The 21,008-nt window shown below is 58.4% G+C and carries 27 protein-coding genes and 1 pseudogene; 13 read left to right on the top strand and 15 right to left on the bottom strand.

Going from position 1 to position 21,008, the window contains the following annotated elements:
- The 3 genes and pseudogenes from AC1QQ2_RS01590 to AC1QQ2_RS01580 form a co-directional block, all read left to right on the top strand.
- Positions 1 to 282, top strand: a pseudogene (locus AC1QQ2_RS01590) (PLP-dependent lyase/thiolase); the annotation flags it as partial.
- A complete protein-coding gene (locus AC1QQ2_RS01585; protein WP_479711824.1) occupies positions 275 to 1,435 on the top strand; it encodes a M24 family metallopeptidase in 1,161 nt (386 codons plus the stop codon). The pseudogene AC1QQ2_RS01590 and the gene AC1QQ2_RS01585, both read left to right, overlap by 8 nt.
- Position 1,436: 1 nt before the next feature.
- The gene (locus AC1QQ2_RS01580) at positions 1,437 to 2,183 is read left to right on the top strand and encodes a maleate cis-trans isomerase family protein (RefSeq protein WP_479711823.1); all 747 of its coding nucleotides are present in this window, start codon (positions 1,437 to 1,439) and stop codon (positions 2,181 to 2,183) included.
- Between the two features lie 4 nt (positions 2,184 to 2,187).
- On the opposite strand, the gene AC1QQ2_RS01575 is transcribed toward AC1QQ2_RS01580, so the two are convergent.
- From AC1QQ2_RS01575 to AC1QQ2_RS01560, 4 genes are all read right to left on the bottom strand, one after another.
- Positions 2,188 to 3,399 (bottom strand): AGE family epimerase/isomerase, encoded by a 1,212-nt coding sequence (locus tag AC1QQ2_RS01575; protein WP_479711822.1) that lies wholly within the window; start codon positions 3,397 to 3,399, stop codon positions 2,188 to 2,190.
- Positions 3,400 to 3,448: 49 nt separating this feature from the next.
- Positions 3,449 to 4,507: a molybdenum ABC transporter ATP-binding protein gene (gene modC / locus AC1QQ2_RS01570; protein ID WP_479711821.1), complete on the bottom strand. Its 1,059-nt coding sequence runs from the start codon at positions 4,505 to 4,507 to the stop codon at positions 3,449 to 3,451.
- On the bottom strand, positions 4,504 to 5,199 hold the full coding sequence (modB, locus tag AC1QQ2_RS01565; protein WP_479711820.1) for a molybdate ABC transporter permease subunit: 696 nt from the start codon (positions 5,197 to 5,199) through the stop codon (positions 4,504 to 4,506). The genes modC and modB overlap by 4 nt, the downstream gene beginning before the upstream one ends.
- 61 nt (positions 5,200 to 5,260) lie before the next feature.
- Positions 5,261 to 6,157, bottom strand: coding sequence for a LysR substrate-binding domain-containing protein (locus AC1QQ2_RS01560; protein WP_479711819.1), 897 nt, complete (start codon positions 6,155 to 6,157; stop codon positions 5,261 to 5,263).
- Positions 6,158 to 6,250: 93 nt separating this feature from the next.
- Here AC1QQ2_RS01560 and AC1QQ2_RS01555 point away from each other — a divergent pair, with 93 nt between their 5' ends.
- Together AC1QQ2_RS01555 and AC1QQ2_RS01550 are read left to right on the top strand one after the other, a co-directional pair.
- The gene (locus tag AC1QQ2_RS01555; RefSeq protein ID WP_479711818.1) at positions 6,251 to 7,462 is read left to right on the top strand and encodes an acyl-CoA dehydrogenase; all 1,212 of its coding nucleotides are present in this window, start codon (positions 6,251 to 6,253) and stop codon (positions 7,460 to 7,462) included.
- Positions 7,462 to 8,520 carry a CaiB/BaiF CoA transferase family protein gene (locus AC1QQ2_RS01550; RefSeq protein WP_479711817.1) on the top strand — a complete coding sequence of 353 codons (1,059 nt, stop codon included), beginning with the start codon at positions 7,462 to 7,464 and terminating at the stop codon, positions 8,518 to 8,520. The genes AC1QQ2_RS01555 and AC1QQ2_RS01550 overlap by 1 nt, the downstream gene beginning before the upstream one ends.
- Here the strand turns inward: AC1QQ2_RS01550 and AC1QQ2_RS01545 are convergent.
- Complete coding sequence (locus tag AC1QQ2_RS01545; protein WP_479711816.1) at positions 8,517 to 8,963, bottom strand: NUDIX domain-containing protein; 447 nt, start codon at positions 8,961 to 8,963, stop codon at positions 8,517 to 8,519. The two genes, AC1QQ2_RS01550 and AC1QQ2_RS01545, sit on opposite strands and share 4 nt — an antisense overlap.
- A gap of 77 nt (positions 8,964 to 9,040) precedes the next feature.
- Here AC1QQ2_RS01545 and AC1QQ2_RS01540 point away from each other — a divergent pair, with 77 nt between their 5' ends.
- Complete coding sequence (locus AC1QQ2_RS01540; RefSeq protein ID WP_479711815.1) at positions 9,041 to 9,775, top strand: alpha/beta fold hydrolase; 735 nt, start codon at positions 9,041 to 9,043, stop codon at positions 9,773 to 9,775.
- Here AC1QQ2_RS01540 and AC1QQ2_RS01535 read toward each other — a convergent pair.
- The 3 genes from AC1QQ2_RS01535 to AC1QQ2_RS01525 all read right to left on the bottom strand — a co-directional run bounded on the left by AC1QQ2_RS01535 (position 9,753) and on the right by AC1QQ2_RS01525 (position 11,602).
- The gene (locus tag AC1QQ2_RS01535) at positions 9,753 to 10,829 is read right to left on the bottom strand and encodes a 5-(carboxyamino)imidazole ribonucleotide synthase (RefSeq protein WP_479711814.1); all 1,077 of its coding nucleotides are present in this window, start codon (positions 10,827 to 10,829) and stop codon (positions 9,753 to 9,755) included. The two genes, AC1QQ2_RS01540 and AC1QQ2_RS01535, sit on opposite strands and share 23 nt — an antisense overlap.
- Positions 10,822 to 11,310 carry a 5-(carboxyamino)imidazole ribonucleotide mutase gene (gene purE / locus AC1QQ2_RS01530; RefSeq protein ID WP_067546314.1) on the bottom strand — a complete coding sequence of 163 codons (489 nt, stop codon included), beginning with the start codon at positions 11,308 to 11,310 and terminating at the stop codon, positions 10,822 to 10,824. The genes AC1QQ2_RS01535 and purE overlap by 8 nt, the downstream gene beginning before the upstream one ends.
- Before the next feature lie 73 nt (positions 11,311 to 11,383).
- Positions 11,384 to 11,602, bottom strand: coding sequence for a YdcH family protein (locus AC1QQ2_RS01525; RefSeq protein WP_067546311.1), 219 nt, complete (start codon positions 11,600 to 11,602; stop codon positions 11,384 to 11,386).
- A gap of 158 nt (positions 11,603 to 11,760) precedes the next feature.
- Between AC1QQ2_RS01525 and AC1QQ2_RS01520 the strand changes: the two genes are divergently transcribed.
- From AC1QQ2_RS01520 to AC1QQ2_RS01510, 3 genes are all read left to right on the top strand, one after another.
- A complete protein-coding gene (locus AC1QQ2_RS01520) occupies positions 11,761 to 12,180 on the top strand; it encodes an Hsp20 family protein (RefSeq protein WP_105234660.1) in 420 nt (139 codons plus the stop codon).
- Positions 12,180 to 12,404, top strand: a complete 225-nt coding sequence (locus AC1QQ2_RS01515; protein ID WP_105234661.1) for a DUF1150 family protein — start codon at positions 12,180 to 12,182, stop codon at positions 12,402 to 12,404. The genes AC1QQ2_RS01520 and AC1QQ2_RS01515 overlap by 1 nt, the downstream gene beginning before the upstream one ends.
- A gap of 101 nt (positions 12,405 to 12,505) precedes the next feature.
- A complete protein-coding gene (locus AC1QQ2_RS01510) occupies positions 12,506 to 12,985 on the top strand; it encodes a cytochrome b (protein ID WP_479711813.1) in 480 nt (159 codons plus the stop codon).
- 42 nt (positions 12,986 to 13,027) lie between these two features.
- Here the strand turns inward: AC1QQ2_RS01510 and trxB are convergent, their stop codons facing one another.
- Complete coding sequence (gene trxB / locus AC1QQ2_RS01505) at positions 13,028 to 13,969, bottom strand: thioredoxin-disulfide reductase (RefSeq protein ID WP_067546295.1); 942 nt, start codon at positions 13,967 to 13,969, stop codon at positions 13,028 to 13,030.
- 192 nt (positions 13,970 to 14,161) lie between these two features.
- Here trxB and AC1QQ2_RS01500 point away from each other — a divergent pair, with 192 nt between their 5' ends.
- On the top strand, positions 14,162 to 14,662 hold the full coding sequence (locus tag AC1QQ2_RS01500; RefSeq protein WP_479711812.1) for an Lrp/AsnC family transcriptional regulator: 501 nt from the start codon (positions 14,162 to 14,164) through the stop codon (positions 14,660 to 14,662).
- Here AC1QQ2_RS01500 and AC1QQ2_RS01495 read toward each other — a convergent pair.
- From AC1QQ2_RS01495 to lgt, 5 genes are all read right to left on the bottom strand, one after another.
- The gene (locus AC1QQ2_RS01495; RefSeq protein WP_479711811.1) at positions 14,659 to 15,441 is read right to left on the bottom strand and encodes a Hint domain-containing protein; all 783 of its coding nucleotides are present in this window, start codon (positions 15,439 to 15,441) and stop codon (positions 14,659 to 14,661) included. The two genes, AC1QQ2_RS01500 and AC1QQ2_RS01495, sit on opposite strands and share 4 nt — an antisense overlap.
- 274 nt (positions 15,442 to 15,715) lie before the next feature.
- A complete protein-coding gene (locus AC1QQ2_RS01490; RefSeq protein WP_158664492.1) occupies positions 15,716 to 15,865 on the bottom strand; it encodes a hypothetical protein in 150 nt (49 codons plus the stop codon).
- A gap of 193 nt (positions 15,866 to 16,058) precedes the next feature.
- Positions 16,059 to 16,817 (bottom strand): peptidoglycan editing factor PgeF, encoded by a 759-nt coding sequence (gene pgeF / locus AC1QQ2_RS01485; RefSeq protein WP_479711810.1) that lies wholly within the window; start codon positions 16,815 to 16,817, stop codon positions 16,059 to 16,061.
- On the bottom strand, positions 16,814 to 17,869 hold the full coding sequence (locus tag AC1QQ2_RS01480; RefSeq protein WP_479711809.1) for a class I SAM-dependent methyltransferase: 1,056 nt from the start codon (positions 17,867 to 17,869) through the stop codon (positions 16,814 to 16,816). Before AC1QQ2_RS01480 ends, pgeF begins: the two co-directional genes overlap by 4 nt.
- Positions 17,866 to 18,747, bottom strand: coding sequence for a prolipoprotein diacylglyceryl transferase (gene lgt, locus AC1QQ2_RS01475; protein ID WP_479711808.1), 882 nt, complete (start codon positions 18,745 to 18,747; stop codon positions 17,866 to 17,868). Before lgt ends, AC1QQ2_RS01480 begins: the two co-directional genes overlap by 4 nt.
- 103 nt (positions 18,748 to 18,850) lie before the next feature.
- On the opposite strand from lgt, the gene AC1QQ2_RS01470 reads away from it, so the two are divergent.
- The 3 genes from AC1QQ2_RS01470 to AC1QQ2_RS01460 are packed head-to-tail and all read left to right on the top strand — an operon-like array spanning position 18,851 to position 20,408.
- Positions 18,851 to 19,093 carry an accessory factor UbiK family protein gene (locus AC1QQ2_RS01470; RefSeq protein ID WP_067546274.1) on the top strand — a complete coding sequence of 81 codons (243 nt, stop codon included), beginning with the start codon at positions 18,851 to 18,853 and terminating at the stop codon, positions 19,091 to 19,093.
- Between the two features lie 51 nt (positions 19,094 to 19,144).
- Positions 19,145 to 20,191 (top strand): DUF475 domain-containing protein, encoded by a 1,047-nt coding sequence (locus AC1QQ2_RS01465; protein ID WP_479711807.1) that lies wholly within the window; start codon positions 19,145 to 19,147, stop codon positions 20,189 to 20,191.
- A complete protein-coding gene (locus AC1QQ2_RS01460; RefSeq protein ID WP_105234667.1) occupies positions 20,184 to 20,408 on the top strand; it encodes a sulfurtransferase TusA family protein in 225 nt (74 codons plus the stop codon). Before AC1QQ2_RS01465 ends, AC1QQ2_RS01460 begins: the two co-directional genes overlap by 8 nt.
- On the opposite strand, the gene mobA is transcribed toward AC1QQ2_RS01460, so the two are convergent.
- Positions 20,405 to 20,962, bottom strand: a complete 558-nt coding sequence (gene mobA / locus AC1QQ2_RS01455; RefSeq protein ID WP_479711806.1) for a molybdenum cofactor guanylyltransferase MobA — start codon at positions 20,960 to 20,962, stop codon at positions 20,405 to 20,407. The genes AC1QQ2_RS01460 and mobA overlap by 4 nt on opposite strands.
- Between the last annotated feature and the right edge of the window lie 46 nt (positions 20,963 to 21,008).

Below are 21,008 nucleotides of genomic sequence, written 5' to 3'. Positions count from 1 at the left end.
GGTGCACTTGTGACCTCATCTGGTGGCGTGTCAGAGATGGGCCGTTTGGATTGCAAAACCCCCTCGATGATTGCACTCGCGGGGTTGTCGCGGGATGCCGATACGTTCCTGACCCTGACCGAAAAAGAGGCGGCTGAGGGCATCGCGGTCTTGGCCCAGCACGGCTTTGCCACGACCCCCTCGGGCGGGGCAGGATTGGCGGCGCTGATTGCGGGGATCGATGGGATCGGGCCTGATGCGCATGTGATGTGTATCCTCAGCGAAGGCCCCGAAGATGTCTGACCGCTCTCTCATTTTTCCACGCAGCGAATACCGTGGTCGCGTTGATCGACTGCAAGCGCGGATGGCCGCAGCGGGGCAAGACGCGCTGTTGCTGACCTCGCCCGCAGATGTGTTCTACGTCACGGGGTTCCTGACGCGATTCTGGGAAAGTCCCGCGCGTCCGTGGTTCATCGTGGTGCCTGCGCAGGGTGATCCGATTGCCGTGATCCCCGCGATTGGGTCCGATCTGATGGGGCGGACGTGGATCAACGACATTCGGACTTGGGCTGCACCTGATCCTGTGGATGATGGTGTTTCGCTGTTGTCCGATACGCTCTGCGATTTGGTGCCTGCGGGCGGTGTGATCGCGACCCCGATGGGGTTGGAAACCTCGGCCCGTTTGCCGTTGGGCGATTTTATGCGGATCGCGGATCGCATCGCGCCGCGTCAGTTTGTAGATGGCACCGACACCATCCAGCGCGTTCGCGAGGTGAAATCTGAGGCGGAAATTACAAAAATCCGCACCATTTGCGGCGTCGCTGATCGCGCCTTTGCCCGCGTGCCAGAGTTCGCAGGCGTTGGAAGACCGCTCGACCAAGTATTCCGAGATTTCCAAAAGGTTCTCTTGGACGAAGGCGCGGATTGGGTGAGCTATACCGCAGGCGGCGCAGGGCAGGGCGGCTATGGCGATGTGATCTCTCCCGCTGGGCCAGAACCGTTGCGGGCGGGTGATATTCTGATGCTCGATACGGGCGCGGTGAAGGACGGGTATTTCTGTGATTTCGACCGCAATTATGCCGTCGGTGAACCGTCTGATGATGTCAAACGCGCCCAAGCGGCGCTGACCCATTCGATTGATGTTGCGCTAGACACTCTGCGTCCAGGGATGCTGGCTCGGGACGTCCACCGTATCCTCACCGATGCCATAACGAACAAGGGCGCCGCGGCTGGTGGTGGTCGGCTTGGGCATGGGTTGGGCATTACTCTCACGGAATGGCCGTCCTTCACCCCGCTTGATACGACTGAACTGCGGGCAGGTATGGTGCTCACCCTAGAGCCGGGGGTTGAGATCGCCCCGAACCGCATCCTCGTTCACGAGGAAAACATCGTCCTGCGCGAGGAGGGTCCAGAACTCCTCTCCACCCGTGCACCAGAATTCTTGCCAGAGGTTTGATATGACAACCTATCCCTATGATTTGACGGGCCCGATAGGGTCCACAGCGATCCTCGGTTTGATCGCATTGTCCACCGACGAAACGGTCGAACAGGACTTTTGGCACATGTTCCCCCAACGGGATGTCGCGGTCTATATTAGTCGTGTGGCTGCGGGGGCAGAACTGAACCCAGATACCATCGCGAAGATGGCGGGGCACATCACGGGTGCGGCGTCTCTGTTCCCGACCTCTCTGGATTTCGACACGATTTCATATGCTTGCACCTCTGGCACAACGCTGATCGGCGAGGATCGCGTGGCCGCCCTCGTCGGCGAAGGGGCCAAGACGCGGAACGTCACGAACCCTCTGACGGCCTCAGTCGCGGCATTGCGGGCGCTTGGGGCTACGCGTTTGGGCGTCGTATCGCCCTATATCGCCACGGTTGCAGATGCGATCAGGGATGCCTTTGTCGCGCGAGGATTTGAGGTGCCAAAGACGCTATCCTTTGGCGAAGAACTAGAGGCCCGCGTCGCCCGCATTGACCCCAAATCGATCCACGCCGCCGCGCTAGAGATTGGTCGCGATCCTGATGTTGACGCGGTTTTCCTGTCCTGCACCAACCTGCGCACGATGGATATCATCGACGCGCTAGAGGACGAGTTGGGCAAACCTGTCGTCAGCAGCAATCAGGCGCTGGCATGGCACATGGCGCAGTTGGCGGGCTGCAAGGCAGGGCCAAACGCACCGGGGAAATTGTTCCGCCTCTGAACGCTTAGGTAAACAGGCGGGTCAGCCTCTGGTCGAGAGGGAAGAGATCCGCCTGAATAGCGTGGTAATGGTCAGGCTTGCCGATGAACTGCTTTTGTGCAGGTTTTCCAGTTGCATCGACCTCATGGAACCAACCGCCGTTTTCGTGGTCGATAAAGAGGTCCGAGGCCGCTTGCCACAAACGGCGATACCATGCCTCGTCACTGTCGCGACCGTCGAGTTTGATCAGTGATACCATGGCCCCGATCGCCTCAGTCAGCGGCCACCAGAAGCGGTCTGTGACCTGCGGCGCGCCAGAATAATCAAGGGTGTAGACAAACCCGCCGCCCTCAACCCACGCATCGTTCAGCGCGGTTTCGATCAGCGAACGCGCACGATCAACAGAGCCATCATCCTTGCGGCCCGCCAAATCCCAATACTGCAGGTAAAGCCGGCCAAGTTCGAACGAATGCCCCGGTGTTGTGCCGCGCGGACGGAACATTGGGTCGCCTTGATACGTTAGATCGGGCGTCCAATTTGGGGTGTAGTGCTCTGGCAACCGCCAGTCATGCGAGGGCGCGATGGTCTCCATAAAGAACGACAGGATGCGGCCCGCTCGGGTGAGGAACAGCGTCTCGCCCGTCGCCTCATATGCGGCCAAGAGCGCCTCAACCCCGTGCATATTGGCGTTGTAGCCACGGTAGGTTGAAAACGGTGACCAGTCGCGGTTGAACTCGTCAAAGAACAGGCCCGCGTCGTCATCCCAGAACCGCGTGTCCAGCACTTCTGCCGCGTCCGCGATCAGGCGGTCGGCGTCAGGATGGCCGATGTTCTTTGCGCTCGATCCCGCAAGGAGGACAAAGACATGCCCATAGGCGAGCTTTTTGTCATCAACGATTGCGCCGTCCTTTAGGCCGTAGGCATAGCCACCATGTGTCGTATCGCGGTGCTGGTTCCACAGGAACGCCATGCCCGCGTCGATCATGTCGTCGTGCCCCTTCGCCCCCCAGAGCGAGGCCAGCGCATAGGAATGCACCATCCGCGTGGTGTTGTGGAGCTGCTGAGCCGACCCCGCGATAGGGGTGCCGTCAATGGCCAGAACGTCATAGGCCCCATCCGCACGCAACGCCTTGCGATAAAACGCCAATTGCGCGTGGGCGTCGTTTTCCAGAAACGCCCGATGGACGGGATCGTTGATCCAATGGCCGTTGAAACCGTCTGTGCCGATCTGGGTCATGCTGTGCCTATTCGTGCTAAGTGTCGCGAATTGATACCGCTAACGCCCGTTACCGCGCAACGCTTACCGCCTTGAGCACTGCAAATACTTTTTGCCCAGCGGTTAGGCCGAGGGTTTGAACCGAACGGCGGGTGATCCGTGACAAAAGCGTCGCGCCGCCGACCTCCATCTGGACCATCGCACCGGGGCCGTCACCCATACGGATCGATTTGATCGTAGCAGGCAGGACGTTGAGGGCAGAGATCCCTTGGGGTGCCTGGGTGGCGATCATCACGTCTTGGGCTGCGATGCGCAGGCGGACCAGATCGCCGATCTGACGGCCGCAATTGGGGATGGTCACGACCAGATCGCCAATCAACAGGTCGCTCAGCCCATCGTCGGAATGGGCGCCAACCCGCGCCTCAATCATCGCGCCTGCCTCGCGCACGCCGACAGGGATCACCGACGGGTCAGAGAGGACTTCGCCCGCTGGCCCCATTTGTTTGACGCGCCCCTGATCCATGATGACCACCGTGGTGGCAAGCCGTGCAACCTCGCCCGCGGCGTGGCTTACATAGACAATCGGAATACCCACCTCATCGCGGAGCCGTTCGAAATACGGCAGAATGTCATCTTTGCGGGCCTCATCCAGCGCCGCCAAAGGTTCATCAGCGAGGATCAGTTCTGGCCCAGACAACAATGCTCGCCCAATCGCAACCCGCTGCTTTTCCCCGCCAGAGAGGGCAGCGGGACGGCGGTTCAACAGATCGTCAAGGCCCAGCATTTCCACCACGGGGTCAATCGCTGCCTTCGTCGCGCTGAACCGTTGTCCGTAGGTGAGGTTTTGGCGCACAGACAGGTGTGGGAATAGACGCGCGTCTTGGAACACATAACCGATCCGCCGTTTATGGGGCGGCAGCCAAAGGCCCGTCGCGCTGTCTTGGAGCACATGCCCCCCAATCGCGATGCGCCCCGCGTCAGGGCGCAGCAGGCCCGCAATGGCGTTGATCACGCTCGTTTTGCCAGAGCCAGAGCGACCGAATAGAACCGTCAGCCCATCAGGCGCGTCAAATGCCGCATCAAGGGTGAAATCGCCCTGTTTGTGTGTGATCTGAACCGAAACTGTCATGCCGACACCCTAGCGGCGATGCGTTTCGATACGACCTCGGACAAGAGGAGGGCGCCCATTGCAATGACCACCGCAATGATAACGAGCCTCAGGGCAGAGGTTTCACCGCCGGGGACTTGCAGGAAGGCGTAGATCGCAGAGGGCAGGGTTTGCGTCTGGCCAGGGATGTTCGACACAAAGGTGATCGTGGCCCCAAATTCACCCATCGCCTTGGCGAAGGCGAGGATGGAACCCGCCAAAATACCGGGGAGGATCAGGGGTAGGGTCACGGTTATGAACACCCAGACCCGCGATGCGCCGAGGGTTGATGCGGCTTCTTCCAGTTTTGGGTCCACGGCCTCGATCGATAGACGGATCGCGCGGACCATAAGCGGAAACGCCATGATCGCCGCCGCGAGGACAGCGCCCGTCCAGCGAAACGCGACGATGATCCCGAACGTTTGTTCGAGGAATTCACCAACAGGGCCGCGCCGCCCGAAGGTCAGCAAAAGCAGATAGCCCGTCACCACTGGCGGTAGGACGAGCGGCAGGTGGACGATCCCATTCAGGATTTGCTTCCCGACAAAGGACCAGCGGGCCAATGCGTAGGCGGTGAATATCCCGATGGGGAGGCTCAACACCGTTGCCCAAAAGGCAACGCGCAGCGACAGCGATACCGCCTGCCATTCCGCTGGTGAGAGCCAATCCGTCACGCTGTCCGCCTCCATTCCTCGGGCTGACTATTGCGGAGTGGTGGCAGAGGAGCAAGCCAGATCAACGTCTTACCGCAGCCCGCAGCCAATCGCGAAAGAGCCTGACCTCGGCGCTGGGCTCTTGACCATCGGGAAGGATCAGGGCGTAGGCATCGCCCGTTTCGAACTTTCGCCCGCTGGCCAGAACCAGAGTGCCACGGTCGAGCGATTGCCGTGCAATAACATGCGGCACGATGCCAACGCCAAGTCCCGCAATCGCGGCATCAATCACCATATCAAAGTGGTCGAGACGCGCCCCTCGTAGCGCCCGACGCGGGTCCGCCTCTCCATCGCGAAACCAGTCGAGCCAGAGGGTCGGGCGGGTGGATTGCTGCAACAGAGGCAGGTTCAGCAGGTCGGTATCCGACAGATTGGATGCGCCTTTGAGTAGTGCAGGAGAGGCTACGACCACCAGATTTTCGGGTAAGATGATCTCTGCCGTTGATCCTGTAGGTTGATGCGTTTTGCGCATGATCGCCAGATCGACGGGATCGCGGATGAAATCCACGGGGTCGAGGCGGGCAGAAATATCGAGGCTGATGTCAGGTGCAATCGCCGTAAATCCTGGTAGGCGCGGGATCAGCCAGCTGCGGACAAAACTGGGCAGGGCTGCGATCCGCAGGATAGATGTACGGCCACCAAAGGCCATAACGCCAACAGAGGCATCATCGAGTTGCGCCAATATGGCTTCGGCCTTGTCGAGAAAGGCATGACCCGCAGGGGACAGCACCAACCGTTTGCGGACGCGGTTAAAGAGGGCAACGCCCAAACGATCCTCAAGCGTGGCAAGTGACCGCGATACCGCGCTCTGCGTGAGGTTCAAATGCCCTGCGGCGAGCGTCGTTGTGCCGAGCCGTGCACAGGCGGTGAAGGACTGCAGTTCGGGAATGGATGGGGTGTAACTTTGGCGCATGTTCATGACTATAACTCATCAAATTCAATTTTTAAATCGTTTGTTTTTTGGCGCTCTTACGGGCACTCTCTGCACAACTTCAGACGAAAGGTTTCCCCCATGCCCGCACTCAAGCCGAAAGACGCCCCCGATCTTGGTTCCTTTGACTGGACCGATCCGCTGCGTATGTCTGGTCAGCTGACCGAAGATGAACGCATGATCGCAGAGAGTGCGCGGGCCTATGCGACCGAAAAATTGCTTCCTCGGGTGAAGGACGCGTTCCTGACCGAACACACCGATCCCGCGATTTTCCGCGAGATGGGCGAGATGGGCCTGTTGGGCGTCACCGTGCCAGAGGAATACGGCGGGCTAGGCGGGTCGTATGTCTCTTATGGCCTTGTTGCGCGGGAAATTGAGCGTGTGGACAGCGGCTATCGGTCGATGATGTCGGTACAGTCCTCGCTCGTTATGTATCCGATCTACGCTTACGGCACCGAAGAACAGCGGATGAAATATCTGCCGAAACTGGCATCTGGCGAATGGATCGGCTGTTTTGGCCTGACCGAACCCGATGCGGGCTCTGATCCTGCGGGCATGAAAACCCGCGCGGAAAAGACCGCGAATGGCTATAAAATCACTGGCTCCAAAATGTGGATCAGCAATTCGCCTATCGCGGACGTGTTCGTGGTTTGGGCAAAGTCCGAAGCGCATGATGGTAAGATCAAAGGCTTCATCCTTGAAAAAGGGATGAAGGGTCTGTCGGCGCCGAAGATCGAAAACAAAGTATCCCTGCGGGCGTCGATCACGGGCGAGATTGTCATGGACGGCGTTGAGGTGGGCGAAGATGCGCTGTTGCCCAATGTGTCGGGCCTCAAGGGGCCGTTCGGCTGTCTGAACCGCGCACGCTATGGCATCGCGTGGGGCGTTATGGGCGCGGCAGAGTTCTGCTGGCACGCGGCACGCCAATACGGTCTGGACCGCAAGCAGTTCAACAAACCGATCGCGCAGACCCAGCTGTTCCAGAAAAAGCTCGCGGATATGCAGACCGAGATTACGCTGGGCCTTCAGGCTGCTTTGCAGGTTGGTCGTTTGATGGATGCGGCTGAGGCTGCGCCAGAGATGATCAGCCTGATCAAACGCAACAACTGTGGTAAGGCGCTAGATGTGGCCCGTCACGCACGCGACATGCACGGTGGCAACGGGATTTCGGCTGAATTCGGTGTGATCCGCCATATGGTCAACCTTGAGACGGTGAATACCTATGAAGGCACCCATGACATTCACGCGCTGATCCTTGGCCGTGCGCAAACTGGTCTGCAGGCGTTCTTCTGATGCAACCCTTGAACGGTGTGAAAGTCGTTGAGTTGGCGCGGATTCTGGCTGGTCCTTGGGCTGGTCAGGTTCTGGCCGACCTCGGGGCTGAGGTCATTAAGGTCGAAAGCCCTGACGGCGACGATACCCGCACTTGGGGACCACCGTTCATGGATGACGGCACCGCTGCCTATTACCATGCGACGAACGCTGGAAAATCGGTGGTGACTGCTGATTTCCGCACCGAAGAAGGGCGGCAGATCGTGATCGACCTGATCCGTGACGCAGATGTGGTGATCGAGAATTTCAAGGTCGGTGGACTGGCCAAATACGGGCTCGACTATGCGGGTCTGTCGGCGATCAATCCGCGGCTGGTCTATTGTTCGATCACGGGGTTCGGGCAGGACGGGCCTTATGCCGACCGTGCGGGCTATGATTTCCTGATCCAAGGCATGGCGGGCTGGATGGACCTCACAGGGGCGCCAGACGGTGAGCCGCAAAAGGTCGGCGTGGCCTTTGCTGATATCTTCACGGGGCTCTATTCGGTGATCGGTATTCAAGCCGCGCTGAAAGCTCGCGAAACCACGGGGCGCGGGCAGCACGTCGATATGGCGCTGCTCGATTGCGCGGTTGGGGTGCTGGCCAATCAGGGAATGAACTACCTCGTGTCGGGGAATGCGCCGCGCCGTATGGGCAATGCGCATCCAAACATCGCCCCGTACGAAGTTCTTCCGACGTCGAATGGCGATATTATCGTGGCCGTCGGCAACGATGGCCAATTCCGTCGGTTCTGCGACGTGCTGGGTCTGGAGGAGGATCCGCGCTTTGCAACCAATGCGCTGCGCGTGGCGAATAGGGTGCCCTTGCGGGACAAGGTCGTGGTGGCCCTGTCGCGATGGGATCGGTCCGAGCTGTTGTTGGCGTTGGAAAAGGCGACTGTGCCAGCGGGGCCGATCAATTCGGTCGATCAGGTCTTTGCCGATCCGCAGGTCGTCGCGCGGGGGATGCAGGTTATGGAAAACGGCATTCCTGCAATCCGAACGCCCATTCGTCTATCGGAGACTCCGCTCCGCCGTTAACGCATAATCGGTTCTAGCGGGTCATAGGGTGGGGCGTCCGCGTCCCCCCATGCCACCGCCGCGAGGCTATCGGGCTTTACCCTGAGTTTCGACATTTCCTCACGTGTGACCCAACGACGGTGGCTCACGATTCCTTCGGGATCGGTCCAGTCGCCAAAGGGATCGCCCGCCATAATCTGACAGCGGAAGTAGAGGTCAACCTGATGGAAATCGCCCTTCGGGTCGTGGAATTCGTTGATCAGGCAGGGCTCGCCTACCTTAACGATCAGCCCCGTTTCTTCGTGCACTTCACGCGATAGGTTGGCAGGCAGGCTCTGATGCGCTTCGGCGCCGCCCCCGGGTGCACACCACAGGTGATCGCGATTTTTCCAAGCGTTCACGAGTAACAATTTGTTTTCGTGTAAAATAATAGCGCGTGTGGCAAGACGGATTGATCTGGACATGCGCTACAGTGGCCTGTGCCGCAGCGTCGCGCAAGCTGGTTGATTGGATTATGCGTTTTTGCGCTTATGTGGTGTATATGAAAACTTTACTCGCCTCACTTTTGCTTTTCGCCGCTGCCCCTGCCATGGCTAATGACTGCGTTGTTCTGCTGCATGGGTTGGCGCGTGGGCCTGCCTCTCTGTTTGTGATGGGGGAGGTGTTGGAGGCCGAGGGCTATAAGGTCGTCAATCGCGGCTACCCGTCGACCAAGCAACCGATTGAGGAACTTGTCGGTCAGATCACCGATGATGTGGCGGCTTGTGGGGCTCGCAAGGTTCATTTCGTGACCCATTCGATGGGTGGCATTCTGATCCGTGCGTGGCTTCAGGGGCATACGCCTGCTGATATGGGGCGCGTTGTGATGCTGGCCCCGCCGAACCAAGGGTCTGAACTGGTCGATGTGTTCGGCGATTGGGAGCCGTTCGAGTGGATCAACGGTCCTGCAGGAGAGCAGCTCGGCACTGGGGTGGGGAGCGTTCCGCTATCGCTGGGGGATCTGAACGTTGAGGTTGGGATAATCGCGGGTGATCAGAGCCTGAACCCGATCTATTCATCGCTAATCGACGGTCCCGACGATGGCAAAGTGTCGGTCGCGTCGACCCGATTGAAGGGCGCGGATCACATGGTTTTGCCCGTGACCCACACCTTTATGATGAACAACCCCCAAGTCATCGCGGAGGTTGTCACCTTTTTGAAAGACGGCCAATTTGATCGGAGCGGAGAGGTCGTCTATGACGTGATCGAAGGGCTTATTGACCCGCAGGACCAGTGATGCGGTTCACGTGACCCATCTTGCGACCGGGTTTTGCGTCAGCCTTACCGTAGAGGTGGATGGCATCGCCTGATTTGGCGATCTCTGGAATGCGGTCCACGTCGTCGCCGATCAGGTTTTCCATCACAACGTTCGAATGGCGTTTGCCGTCACCCAATGGCCAGCCCGCAACGGCGCGGATGTGCTGTTCGAACTGATCGACCGCACAGCCGTTTTGGGTCCAGTGGCCAGAGTTGTGAACGCGCGGCGCGATTTCGTTGACGATCAGCCCTTGGGGGGTGACGAACAGCTCAACGCCCATGACGCCGACATAATCCAGCGCATTGAGGATTTTCCCAGCGAGGAGAACCGCATCAACGCTCTGCATGCCTGTAAGGTTCGCAGGAACGGTGGTAGTGTCGAGTATGCCGTCCTTGTGGACGTTTTCACCCGGATCATAGCAGGCAACTTCACCGTTGGTGCCGCGTGCGGCAATCACTGACACCTCGTGGGTGAAGTTCACAAAACCCTCGAGGATTGACGGCGCACCGTTCATGTCAGCCAGTGCTTGGGCCGCATCATCAGCGGATTTCAGACGCGCCTGACCTTTGCCGTCATAGCCGAACCGACGGGTTTTCAGAATGGCGGGGGTGCCAATCTCGGCGATGGCTTCGACCAGATCAACCTCATCATCGACCGCCGCAAAGGGTGCGGTTTTCAGACCCAGATCATTCAAGAACGCTTTTTCGACAAGGCGGTCCTGCGACACCGCCAATGCCTTGCGGTTCGGGCGAATTGGGCGCACGGATTCGAGAAGGTCCAGCGCTTCGGTCGGGATGTTTTCAAACTCGTAGGTGATCACATCGACAGAAGCCGCGAAATCAGCGAGCGCTTCGGCGTCGTCATAGGGCGCAGTGGTCACACGGTCCGCAACATGGCCCGCGGGCGGGTTCGCGCTGGGTTCATAGATGTGGGTTTTAAAGCCCAACCGCGATGCAGCGACAGAGAGCATGCGCCCCAACTGGCCACCGCCAAGGATGCCAATCGTCGAACCAGGTTTCAGCATATCACTCATCGACGGGCTCATCAGGAATAGAAGCAGAAAGCGCCTCGCGCCACGCATCAAGGCGGGCAGCAAGATCGGCATCTTGGAGGGCGAGGATACCAGCGGCCATCAGGCCAGCGTTCGATGCACCCGCCGCACCGATTGCCATGGTCGCAACGGGGTAGCCTTTGGGCATCTGAACGATGGAATAGAGGCTATCAACGCCCGACAGCGCCTTGGTCTGCACAGGAACGCCAACCACAGGAACGCGGGTTTTCGACGCCATCATGCCCGGAAGGTGTGCTGCACCGCCTGCACCAGCGATAATCACCTGAAGGCCGCGATCCGCTGCCGCCTTGCCATAGGCCCACAGACGATCTGGCGTCCGGTGCGCGCTGACGATCTTTTTCTCGTAGGTGATGCCCAGTTCGTCGAGAATATCGGCGGCTAGTTTCATTGTCGGCCAGTCGGACTGGCTGCCCATGATGATACCGACTTGCGGTGTGGTCATGATGTGTCCCCGCTTGGAATAGGAAGCGGCACTATAGCGAGCATGGGGCAGGGTGCAATTGCCCGCGATGCACTCAGGCGATGATATCGGGGAAAATACGGTCCTCTAGGACGACGATTTTGTCCTTGAGGTTCAGTTTCTGCTTTTTCAAGCGACGCAGGGTCAGCATATCGCCTGTTCCGCGATCTTCGAGGGCATGAATAGCCTCATCCAAGTCACGGTGTTCGCGCTTGAGAACCTCAAGTTCGAAACGAAGGACCTCAATCTGTTCCATCCGTGCGGATTTATTCATGGACTCACCCGATACTTTCTCGCGCCGCGAGTTCTTAACATAAGCGGTTTGATCGATTCCGCCTAGCCCTTGCAGCGGTCGGATTGAAAGACCATATTCAATTTATGGCTGCCGTGATCGGGGCCACTTTGACGGTCGCTTGGACGAGGACGTGTCGTATGACGAAACTAACATTAGGGGCGCATCCCTACCTTCTGGGCTTTGAACAGCTGGAACGGCTGGTCGAACGCACAGCGAAATCCGGCAATGACGGATATCCCCCGTATAATATCGAACAAACTTCAGAACGGTCCTATCGGATCACGCTGGCTGTGGCTGGTTTTTCTGAGGACGATTTGCAGATCACCGTTGAGGACAGCAGCCTTGTCATCCGTGGTCGCCAATCGGACGACAGTGACGGTCGTATCTTCTTGCATCGCGGTATCGCCGCCCGCCAATTCCAACGGTCGTTTGTTTTGGCCGATGGCGTCGATGTTGGCGAAGCGGTGATGGAAAACGGTTTGCTGCACGTCGATTTGACGCGCAAACTGCCCGAAACCGTGGTGCAGACGATCAAGATTAGGAAAGGGTCCGAATGATGAACGCGAAATACGATTTCAGAAACGCCCAAGACCGGATTGTTTATGTCAAATCGGTCGATGTCGCTGATTTGCCCGAGGATCTGCAGGAACAGGCAGGGGGCCGCAAACAGCTGTTTTCGGTCCATACCGAAGCGGGCGAACAGATCGCGCTCGTCGCGGATCGTCAGATGGCCTTTGTGCTGGCTCGACAAAACGACATGACACCGATGGCGGTGCATTGATGTGACAAAGGCGCCCAAGAGGGCGCCTTTTTTGTTTGGCGATTGCAAGTCTCGTGAAAATTAAATTATAATTTTGTTATGTATGGATAAGGAGGCCTGTCGTGGCACATCCCGAAAAATTCTCAAAACCACAAATTATTCTGCATTGGTTGATGTTCCTGCTCTTTTTCGTGAGCTTCTTTAGCCATGAAGCGATCAAGGACAGCTATATCGCTTTTGTGCGTGAAGGCGTGACCGATATTGGAATCGGCACCCGTGTGCACGTGATTGTCGGTATCGCGATTTTGGCGCTCGCCGTGGTTCGTATTGTGATGCGCTTCACCCGTCCCGCACCTGCGGAAATGGGCAGCGGTGCGCAGGCTTTGCTCGCTAAGGCGGTCAAGCTCGGCCTCTATGTCGTGATGATCACGATCCCGCTGTCGGGTATTGCCGTTTGGTTCGGTGGCATCCGTGACGCGGGCGAGGTGCATGAGGTCATGTTCACCTTGGGTCTCGGCCTTCTGGGGCTGCATATCCTCGGCGCGTTGGTCCACCAGTTTGTGTTCAAGGACAACCTGATGGCGCGGATGAAGCTGCGCTAAACGCCAAAGAAAAAGCCCCGCGATTGCGGGGCTTTTTTGTTGTTACTCTTGCGCGGCGAGCCAGTGTTCTGCGTCCAGCGCCGCCATGCAGCCCATCCCCGCAGAAGTGACCGCTTGACGATATTTCGCGTCGGTCAGGTCGCCCGCAGCAAAGACGCCAGGGATCGAGGTCTCGGTCGAGCCTGGTTTCACCTTTACGTAACCGCCAGAGTGCAGTTCCAGCTGGTCTTTGACCAGTTCGCTCGCCGGCGCGTGGCCGATGGCGATAAAGACGCCTTTGGCTGGGACTTCGGTGATTTCGCCCGTTTCAACGTGTTTTGCACGAACGCCTGTCACGCCTTTGGGATCGCCTTCGCCAACGACTTCTTCCAACTCGTGGTTCCAGAGCACTTCGATCTTTTCGTGCTTCAAGAGACGCTCTTGCAGGATCTTTTCCGACCGAAGCGAGTCACGGCGGTGGATCAGGGTCACTTTGGTCGCAAAGTTGGTGAGGAAGAGTGCTTCTTCGACTGCGGTGTTACCGCCGCCGATCACAACGATTTCCTGACCGCGGTAGAAGAACCCGTCACAGGTCGCGCAGGCCGACACGCCGAAGCCCTTGTAGGCTTCTTCCGACTCCAGACCCAACCACTTTGCACGAGCGCCTGTCGCAAGGATGATCGCATCGGCGGTGTAGGTGGTGCCGCTGTCGCCCTTGGCAACGAAAGGACGCTGGGACAGGTCGAGGTCAGAGATCAGGTCCATGATGATCTCACAGCCCATCGCCTTGGCGTGCTCTTCCATGTTGACCATCAGCTGCGGCCCTTGGATTTCTTTTTCACCCGGCCAGTTTTCGACTTCGGTCGTGGTGGTCAGCTGACCGCCCGGTTCCATCCCCTGAACCAGAATCGGGTTCAGCATGGCGCGGCTTGCGTAAACGCCTGCGGTATAGCCTGCAGGGCCAGAGCCAATGATCAAAACCTTCGTGTGGCGTGCGTCAGACATGTCAGCCTCTTTTCAATATCCGTTCCCCCCGATATAGCCACGCCGCCCGCTGCGGGAAAGAGGCGAGCGGGATTAAAACATTGCAAGAATTTTATGTATGCGAATGAGAAATGAAATTGCGCAACTTTGAAATATTGTTGCGCATAAATTTCATTCGACGTAAGGTTCGCGAAACTTTCTTTGGGGATACCAATGCCGGGCAGCAAACTCGATGAAATCGATCGCATGATCCTTGCCGAATTGCAGGCGGATGGTCGCATGACCAACGTCGAATTGGCAAAACGAGTGGGCATTTCCGCGCCGCCGTGTCTGCGTCGTGTGCGTACGCTCGAAGATCAGGGCTATATTCGTGGGTACCACGCTGACGTGGACAGCCGCGAGTTGGGCTTTGAAGTGCAAGTGTTCGCGATGGTCGGTCTGCACAAGCAAGCCGAAGCTGACCTCTCTGCCTTCGAAGAACGGTGCCGCAACTGGCCGCTCGTTCGCGAATGTCACATGCTCAACGGTGAGGTCGACTTTATCCTCAAATGCGTGGCCCCTGATTTGCGCAGCTTCCAGAGCTTCCTGACGGGTGAACTGCTCACTGCGGACAACGTTGCGCATGTGAAAACATCGCTCGTCATCCGCTGCGCGAAGGACGAACCGGGTGTGCCGTTTGACGTTCTTGAGGAACGCCTTGCTCGCGACGCTTAAGCGACGTCAAACACCGCAAGATCAGCCATCCGCAAGCGCGGCTGGCAATCCATCCCGAAATTCCCGAGGTCCCGCATATGCGGGAAGAGCGGCATGAACATGTCGAGGAGTTCGCCGCGCAAGGGGAACCGATGTGGCGCACCGGGGTGATAGCTTTCGACCTCTAGCCCCGCGACGCTGAGGCGTTCGTGGGTCGCAAAGCCCAAGTGGAACACCTGCACGGGCGCCATCGGCGTGATTTCGATGATGCCGTCCCCATCAACCAGATCGGCCAGCGGAACAAACGCGCCATCTTGCCCGTTGAACGCCCTGATGCGGGGTGACGTATGAAACACACGCGCTGAAGGTCCGAACATTGTGTCGTGCGATGGACGATGAAGCCCCAACGCCTCTGTCCCAACGCGGATCATGGATGTCGTTTCACTCGCCACATGCGGCACGATCATCATCGACCCTTTCCACATAAGCGTGCGGAGGCGTCCGTTGGCCGTGCGGATGCGATCCCCAGGCCAGAGGTCTTCGACCGCGATTGGGCCGTTTTCTGTTTGGAATAACAGGCCACGGGCAAAGGCAGAAAAGGCTTCCTCGAACAGAGGGTGCGCGGGCGCTGTTTTCTGGAATTCATGGCAGAGGCCATCTTTGGTCAGATGGGCGACTTCGTATTTGCGCATGAGAGGCTGGTTGCGCTGAAGTCGCCCGTCTTTCCGAGCGATCCGGTCCTGAGAAACCGGTAGGTTATTTGACACGCCTAGAGCGGCTGCCGAACGGGGCATATGCATTCTGGTCCACCTTACGGTTGACCTTCTGTCGGCCCCCACCGACAACATCGGGTCGTTCAACTTGACCAGAATGTGGCAGAAGTTGGCCGGACTTGTCAAAGAAATCAATGCATTGTGGAGCAGCGGGTAACAAAGTGAGGTTAGCAACCTCAGATTGTTCACCTTAGGGGCGTTAATCTGGCCGTAATTTCACGCCGCTCACCCCGAATCGCAAAGAAAAAGGCGGCCAGTGGCCGCCTTGAGGTCTTGGAAGTGTCTGCTTCCGAGGGAGAAATCAGGCCGCTTTGGCCTCTAATTCGGGGGAGGTAGTTTCTGTGCGGCGGGCGATCATCGCCTCGCGCCGCAGTCCACGCGCCCAAGGCATCTGTGTTTCACAGGCTTTGGCGTCTTCGATCATAGTGGTGAGCCAGCGTTTGTTTTTCATTGCTCTGTCCTCTTGAATAGTCGTTGCCAGTTTCGGCGTTGATCCCACTATCAAGGGCACAGGCGGCAAGAGTTGGGCGAAGTTGTGAAACTTTGCCCTGTTCGTGGGGAAACCGTCTCAGAACGGTGAAATCCCTTTATGCAAAGGGGTGCGAGAGCGTGAGGCTAGGCGGAAGTGACCCGATTGTGGCGGGTCAGAGGCGGATCGACGCGATCAGACGGCCATAATCGGCCTCTTTTTGATGGCAGGTCCGACGGTAGCTGTAGAATCGGTCTGGGTCCGAGTAGGTGCAGTGGCGCGTCCATTCTGCGGTGCCCACCCCAGCGGTGCGCAGACGGAATAGACCAAAGGCAGGAAGATCGAACATGAATTTCCCGTCTTCTTTGCCATTCACAAAGAATCGAGCAAAGGCGGGGTCTTCGTCCAGAAACGCGTTAAAGAATTCCTGACCAACCTCATAGGCGCGTTGGCTGATGGTTGGACCAATGACTGCGACCATGTTTTCACGATCCGCGCCGAGGTCTTCCATCGCGATAACCGTCGCTTCGAGAATGCCACTAAGCGCACCCTTCCAGCCAGCGTGTGCGGCACCGATGACACCTGCGTCATGGTCAGCAAAGAGCACAGGTTGGCAATCGGCGGTGAGGATGGACAACGCAATGCCCGGAACATCGGTGACCAAGGCGTCGGCTTGGGCGCGGGGCGTGGTGATGTCAGACACGGTCACAACGTCAGCGGAGTGCACCTGATGCACACCAATAAGAGCCTCGGGCGCCACATCCATTGCTGCGGCCACACGGCCACGGTTGATCACGACAATGTCGGATTGATCGCTGCTGCCACCGCCGCAGTTCAAGCCCGCAAACACGCCAGACGATGCACCGCCCCGTCGGGTAAAGAACCCGTGGCGGATCGGCATAAGGTCATCATGGGTGATAATTTCGAGCGTCATGGTTCCAGACCTGCGGGCGGTGTGTGGGCATCGGGGTAAATCCCGACCACTTTAAAGAGGTCACCCATTTCTGACGGGTGGGTCAAGCGTCTATGTGCGGCGATATGGGACTCTAACGCATCGCCCGACATTGACTGAGCCAAACTCTGCGCACGCTGCGTGATCCCGAGGCGTTCGAGAAAGACGCCTTGAGGCGTGATGCGGGTAAAGCGGGCAGGGGCCGCAGATTGGGTGATGACCTCAAAATCGACATGTGTGGTGAGGTCTGCGGTGCCCGGTGCGTCGAGCGGATCAACCGGTTTGTGTCCACGCAGGGCTTGGAGCGTGTCACCTTGGGACCGCCAATCGCCATAATCGATGATCAACGCAGCACCGCCACGGGTGCCGATCCGTTCACCGATTTGCCCCATGATGGCGGGGAGGGCTGGGCATACTTCGACCAAATCGCCGTCTTTGGTATCGGCGAGGCGGTGATCCAGCAGCGCAATCGGGGCAGCGGCGGACAGGCCAATGGTGAGGGTGTCACCCTCTAGCCCGACCATCCGTTCACGCCAGCCGGTGCCGTCGCGTTGGAATTGGCGCACGGGGAGGGCGTCAAAGAATTCATTCGCCACAAGGAAAAGGGGCGCATCAGGCAGCGTCGACACATCCGCATGGAACGTTGGGTTCGGCAGCCGCGAAGATTGGGCAGCACGCAGGACGGGCGAGGCTTCGACCAGATGCAGGTCGAGCGCGTCATGGAACCCAGAGACGCCCTTGGTGGCACGAAGGATGTCTTGCATCAGCGTGCCGCGACCGGGGCCGAGCTCTGCCAGAACGCCGTTCGGACGGCCTTGGTCGATCCAAGCCTGCGCCAAACACAATCCGATCATTTCACCGAACATCTGTGAAATCTCGGGCGAGGTGACAAAATCCCCCGTCGCGCCGAGCGGATCGCGGGTGGTGTAATAGCCGTGTTCTGGGTGCAAAAGCGCCTCTGACATATAGTCAGCGAGTGTGATTGGCCCCGTGGTCGCAATCCTGCGTTTGAGGAGGTCCGCCAGCGCCGTCATGTCCGTTTCGCCCGTGCGATCAGAACGAGGCCGATCAGGATCATCGGCAGTGATAGTGTTTGCCCCATGGTCAGGCCCCAGCCGTTCACATGGAACGCAAGGCCAAGCGGATTTCCTTCGCTGATGAACTGCGCGTCAGGCTGGCGGAAGAATTCGACGATAAAGCGTGACACGCCGTAGCCTGCGAAAAATGTCCCTGCCAAGGTCCACGGGCGTTTCAAGGCGCCTGCACGTAGCACGAGCCAGAGCATGATAAGGCCAAGGATCACGCCCTCCATCGCGGCCTCATAGAGCTGGGAGGGGTGGCGGGCGCAGATGGGCAAGAGGCACTGCTGCGCCGCTTCAGATGGGAAGACGACAGCCCACGGCACGTCGCTCACGCGGCCCCAAAGTTCGCCATTGATGAAATTCGCCAATCGCCCGAGCAGGAGGCCCAAGGGCGCGACCATCGCCAGAGAATCCGCCACCGACCCGAGCGGAAGTTTTTGATGACGCGAATAAAGGTAGGTCGCCACGATCACACCAAGGAACCCACCGTGGAAGGACATGCCGCCTTCCCAGACTTGAAGAACCTCAAGCGGGTTTTGGGCGTAGTAGCTAAAGCGATAGAACAGAACATAGCCGAAACGTCCGCCCAAAATCACACCAGCGATGATCCACGTCATCAGATCTTCGAGCTGTTTGGCGGTCATCGGCGCGGTGTTCGCGGGCCAAAACGCGGGCTGTTTGAGCGACTTTGCGATCATCCACCAGCCCAGAGCGATTCCAGTGATGTAAGCGAGGGCATACCAACGCAGCGCAAACTCCATCCCGAAGAGCGAGATGGTAAAGATTTCCGGTGACACATTCGGAAAGGCGAGAGCAGAAAGAGCGATCATGGCCGCAGGTTTGATGGGACGAATAGTCAGAGTCAACAGGTTGCGACTTGCCCCTTTGAGGTTCGCCCCCCATATAGGGCTTAACACTGACCGGAGGCTGACAATGCAGACCCGCAATAAAATTCTAGACGACTTTTCCCAATTGATGACCAACGCTATGGGCGTGGCGCAAGGGGCCAAGGACGAAGCGCAGAACGCGATGAAATCCATGCTGGATCGCTGGCTTGCGGACCGTGACTTTGTCACCCGTGAAGAATTCGACGCCGTTCGCGCGATGGCGCAAAAAGCCCGCGAAGAGAACGAAGCGCTCAAGGCGCGGCTCGACGCGCTCGAAGCGCAGAAATAATCACCGTCGCCGCCCCCATCGGGCGGCGGTCCTTCTTTATGGTGGTCTGAATTGGCAGAACCGTGTTCGAAACCTGCGCTGCGTTATTTCACGCTGGCTTTCGGTGTGACCGCTGGCGGTCTTATCCTCAGTTTGGTTTTGGGGTGGAGCATCTTTGGCACCGTGGCAGGTATGTTGAACGTGCTCTTCATCACGACTGTGCTGTCGGTTCTGGAAATTTCGCTCTCCTTCGACAACGCGATCGTGAATGCGAACAAGCTGCGTGAGATGACTGCGGTTTGGCAGCGGCGGTTTCTGACATGGGGTATTCTGATCGCTGTCTTTGGGATGCGGATCATTTTTCCGCTGGCCGTCGTTTGTATCGCGGCCAAGATCGGGCCATGGGCTGCGGTAGAGCTCGCTTGGGCGCATCCTGACCGCTACGCCGAGATCATGGACGGTGCGCGGGTTCCGATCAGCGCCTTTGGCGGGACGTTCCTGTTGATGGTCGCGCTGTCGTATTTCTTTGATCCTGAAAAGACCGTTCATTGGCTGCCTGGTGTGGAACGGATGATGTGCCGCATGTCAGGCGCGAAACTGTTGGTGGTGACGATTGTGATCGGGGTGATCACACTGGTGTCGAACCTCTTTGATCCCGTGACAGGCCGCGCGTTTCTGCAATCGGCGATCTGGGGTCTGCTGACGTTCCTGCTGGTCGATGTGCTCGGCCATTATCTGGACGCACAAAAGGCGGGTCGTGCTATTGGGCAGGCAGGTTTGGGGGCGTTCCTATACCTCGAAGTGCTCGATGCCTCGTTCAGTTTTGACGGTGTGATCGGCGCGTTCGCCCTGACGCAGAACCTGTTCATCATCGCCATCGGCCTTGGGATCGGCGCGATGTATGTGCGGTCGATGACGGTCATGTTGGTCGAAAAGGGCACGTTGAACGAATACCGCTACCTCGAAAACGGCGCGTTCTGGTCGATCCTCGTTTTAGCAGTGGTAATGTTCTTACACGTCGAATTCCACGTGCCCGAAGCCGTTACGGGGTTGCTCGGTGCGGCCCTCATCGGCGCATCCTTCGTCGCGTCTTTGCGGGATCGTAAACTCCATGGCTGACGTAGAAGTCGACGCCATTGGGCTGCTATGTCCCCTGCCTGTCCTGAAGGCGCGGAAAGTTCTGGCGTCGATGGAGTTGGGCCAAGTGCTCCGTATCTTGGCGTCCGACGCGATGGCGCAGATCGATATGCCCGTGTTTTGCCGCGAGGCGGGGCATGAGTTCCTCGGTATGGAAGAGGTTGATCGCGGGCAGGCCTATTTGATCCGTAGGGGCTAACCCTTTAGGTCCTCTGGCGTGTTGAAATTGCGGAAGACTTCGCCGTCAAACCGTACCTCAGTCGCACCCACAGATTTCGCCCACCCCATGACGCGGCGTTCTCCTGACTGAAGGTAATCACGTAATCCCGCTGCCAGATCGACGGGCCAGACACCGACCGTTGGATGGGCGCGCCATTCGCTGTTGACCAGCGAGGCGGCGTAGGACGGCCCGGTGCCCAAACGCTCCAAAAGGTCATCGGGCAGCCCAACGGTATCCCCCGCAATCACCCCGACATGCGAAAATCCAGAGGTCGCAGCCCATTCCATCGCAGTCAAAATGCCAGAGAGCGGGCCGCAATCGGGCAGTTCGTCGGGCACAACTGCCAGCCAATATGTCGCGAACCGCTGCGGGTCCCCATTCGCGTTGATCGCTATTTTGGGGGAGTGTTTGCGTATGTCATCCAGCAGCCATTCGATCAAAGGCCGATCCCGCCACAGCATCAGGGGCTTATCGCCGCCGCCCATTCGGGTGGCCTGACCGCCCGCGAGGATCATGACTGGTGTTTGCTGCATTGCGTCCCTTTTCTTTCGCGGCTCAGGCTGTCATCGTGGTGCGACT

Source organism: Aestuarium sp. (assembly GCF_023253315.1).
In the GTDB taxonomy this organism is placed as follows: domain Bacteria; phylum Pseudomonadota; class Alphaproteobacteria; order Rhodobacterales; family Rhodobacteraceae; genus Marivivens; species Marivivens donghaensis.
This window is presented reverse-complemented; position numbering and strand designations above follow the sequence as displayed.

Excerpts from the sequence above, each read along its gene's own strand:
- AC1QQ2_RS01585 (WP_479711824.1), top strand. The coding sequence starts at position 275 with ATGTCTGACCGCTCTCTCATTTTTCCACGCAGCGAATACCGTGGTCGC.
- AC1QQ2_RS01580 (WP_479711823.1), top strand. The coding sequence starts at position 1,437 with ATGACAACCTATCCCTATGATTTGACGGGCCCGATAGGGTCCACAGCG.
- AC1QQ2_RS01575 (WP_479711822.1), bottom strand. The coding sequence starts at position 3,399 with ATGACCCAGATCGGCACAGACGGTTTCAACGGCCATTGGATCAACGAT.
- modC (WP_479711821.1), bottom strand. The coding sequence starts at position 4,507 with ATGACAGTTTCGGTTCAGATCACACACAAACAGGGCGATTTCACCCTT.
- AC1QQ2_RS01560 (WP_479711819.1), bottom strand. The coding sequence starts at position 6,157 with ATGAACATGCGCCAAAGTTACACCCCATCCATTCCCGAACTGCAGTCC.
- AC1QQ2_RS01555 (WP_479711818.1), top strand. The coding sequence starts at position 6,251 with ATGCCCGCACTCAAGCCGAAAGACGCCCCCGATCTTGGTTCCTTTGAC.
- AC1QQ2_RS01550 (WP_479711817.1), top strand. The coding sequence starts at position 7,462 with ATGCAACCCTTGAACGGTGTGAAAGTCGTTGAGTTGGCGCGGATTCTG.
- AC1QQ2_RS01545 (WP_479711816.1), bottom strand. The coding sequence starts at position 8,963 with ATGTCCAGATCAATCCGTCTTGCCACACGCGCTATTATTTTACACGAA.
- AC1QQ2_RS01540 (WP_479711815.1), top strand. The coding sequence starts at position 9,041 with ATGAAAACTTTACTCGCCTCACTTTTGCTTTTCGCCGCTGCCCCTGCC.
- AC1QQ2_RS01535 (WP_479711814.1), bottom strand. The coding sequence starts at position 10,829 with ATGAGTGATATGCTGAAACCTGGTTCGACGATTGGCATCCTTGGCGGT.
- purE (WP_067546314.1), bottom strand. The coding sequence starts at position 11,310 with ATGACCACACCGCAAGTCGGTATCATCATGGGCAGCCAGTCCGACTGG.
- AC1QQ2_RS01525 (WP_067546311.1), bottom strand. The coding sequence starts at position 11,602 with ATGAATAAATCCGCACGGATGGAACAGATTGAGGTCCTTCGTTTCGAA.
- AC1QQ2_RS01520 (WP_105234660.1), top strand. The coding sequence starts at position 11,761 with ATGACGAAACTAACATTAGGGGCGCATCCCTACCTTCTGGGCTTTGAA.
- AC1QQ2_RS01515 (WP_105234661.1), top strand. The coding sequence starts at position 12,180 with ATGAACGCGAAATACGATTTCAGAAACGCCCAAGACCGGATTGTTTAT.
- trxB (WP_067546295.1), bottom strand. The coding sequence starts at position 13,969 with ATGTCTGACGCACGCCACACGAAGGTTTTGATCATTGGCTCTGGCCCT.
- AC1QQ2_RS01500 (WP_479711812.1), top strand. The coding sequence starts at position 14,162 with ATGCCGGGCAGCAAACTCGATGAAATCGATCGCATGATCCTTGCCGAA.
- AC1QQ2_RS01495 (WP_479711811.1), bottom strand. The coding sequence starts at position 15,441 with ATGCATATGCCCCGTTCGGCAGCCGCTCTAGGCGTGTCAAATAACCTA.
- AC1QQ2_RS01490 (WP_158664492.1), bottom strand. The coding sequence starts at position 15,865 with ATGAAAAACAAACGCTGGCTCACCACTATGATCGAAGACGCCAAAGCC.
- pgeF (WP_479711810.1), bottom strand. The coding sequence starts at position 16,817 with ATGACGCTCGAAATTATCACCCATGATGACCTTATGCCGATCCGCCAC.
- AC1QQ2_RS01480 (WP_479711809.1), bottom strand. The coding sequence starts at position 17,869 with ATGACGGCGCTGGCGGACCTCCTCAAACGCAGGATTGCGACCACGGGG.
- lgt (WP_479711808.1), bottom strand. The coding sequence starts at position 18,747 with ATGATCGCTCTTTCTGCTCTCGCCTTTCCGAATGTGTCACCGGAAATC.
- AC1QQ2_RS01470 (WP_067546274.1), top strand. The coding sequence starts at position 18,851 with ATGCAGACCCGCAATAAAATTCTAGACGACTTTTCCCAATTGATGACC.
- AC1QQ2_RS01460 (WP_105234667.1), top strand. The coding sequence starts at position 20,184 with ATGGCTGACGTAGAAGTCGACGCCATTGGGCTGCTATGTCCCCTGCCT.
- mobA (WP_479711806.1), bottom strand. The coding sequence starts at position 20,962 with ATGCAGCAAACACCAGTCATGATCCTCGCGGGCGGTCAGGCCACCCGA.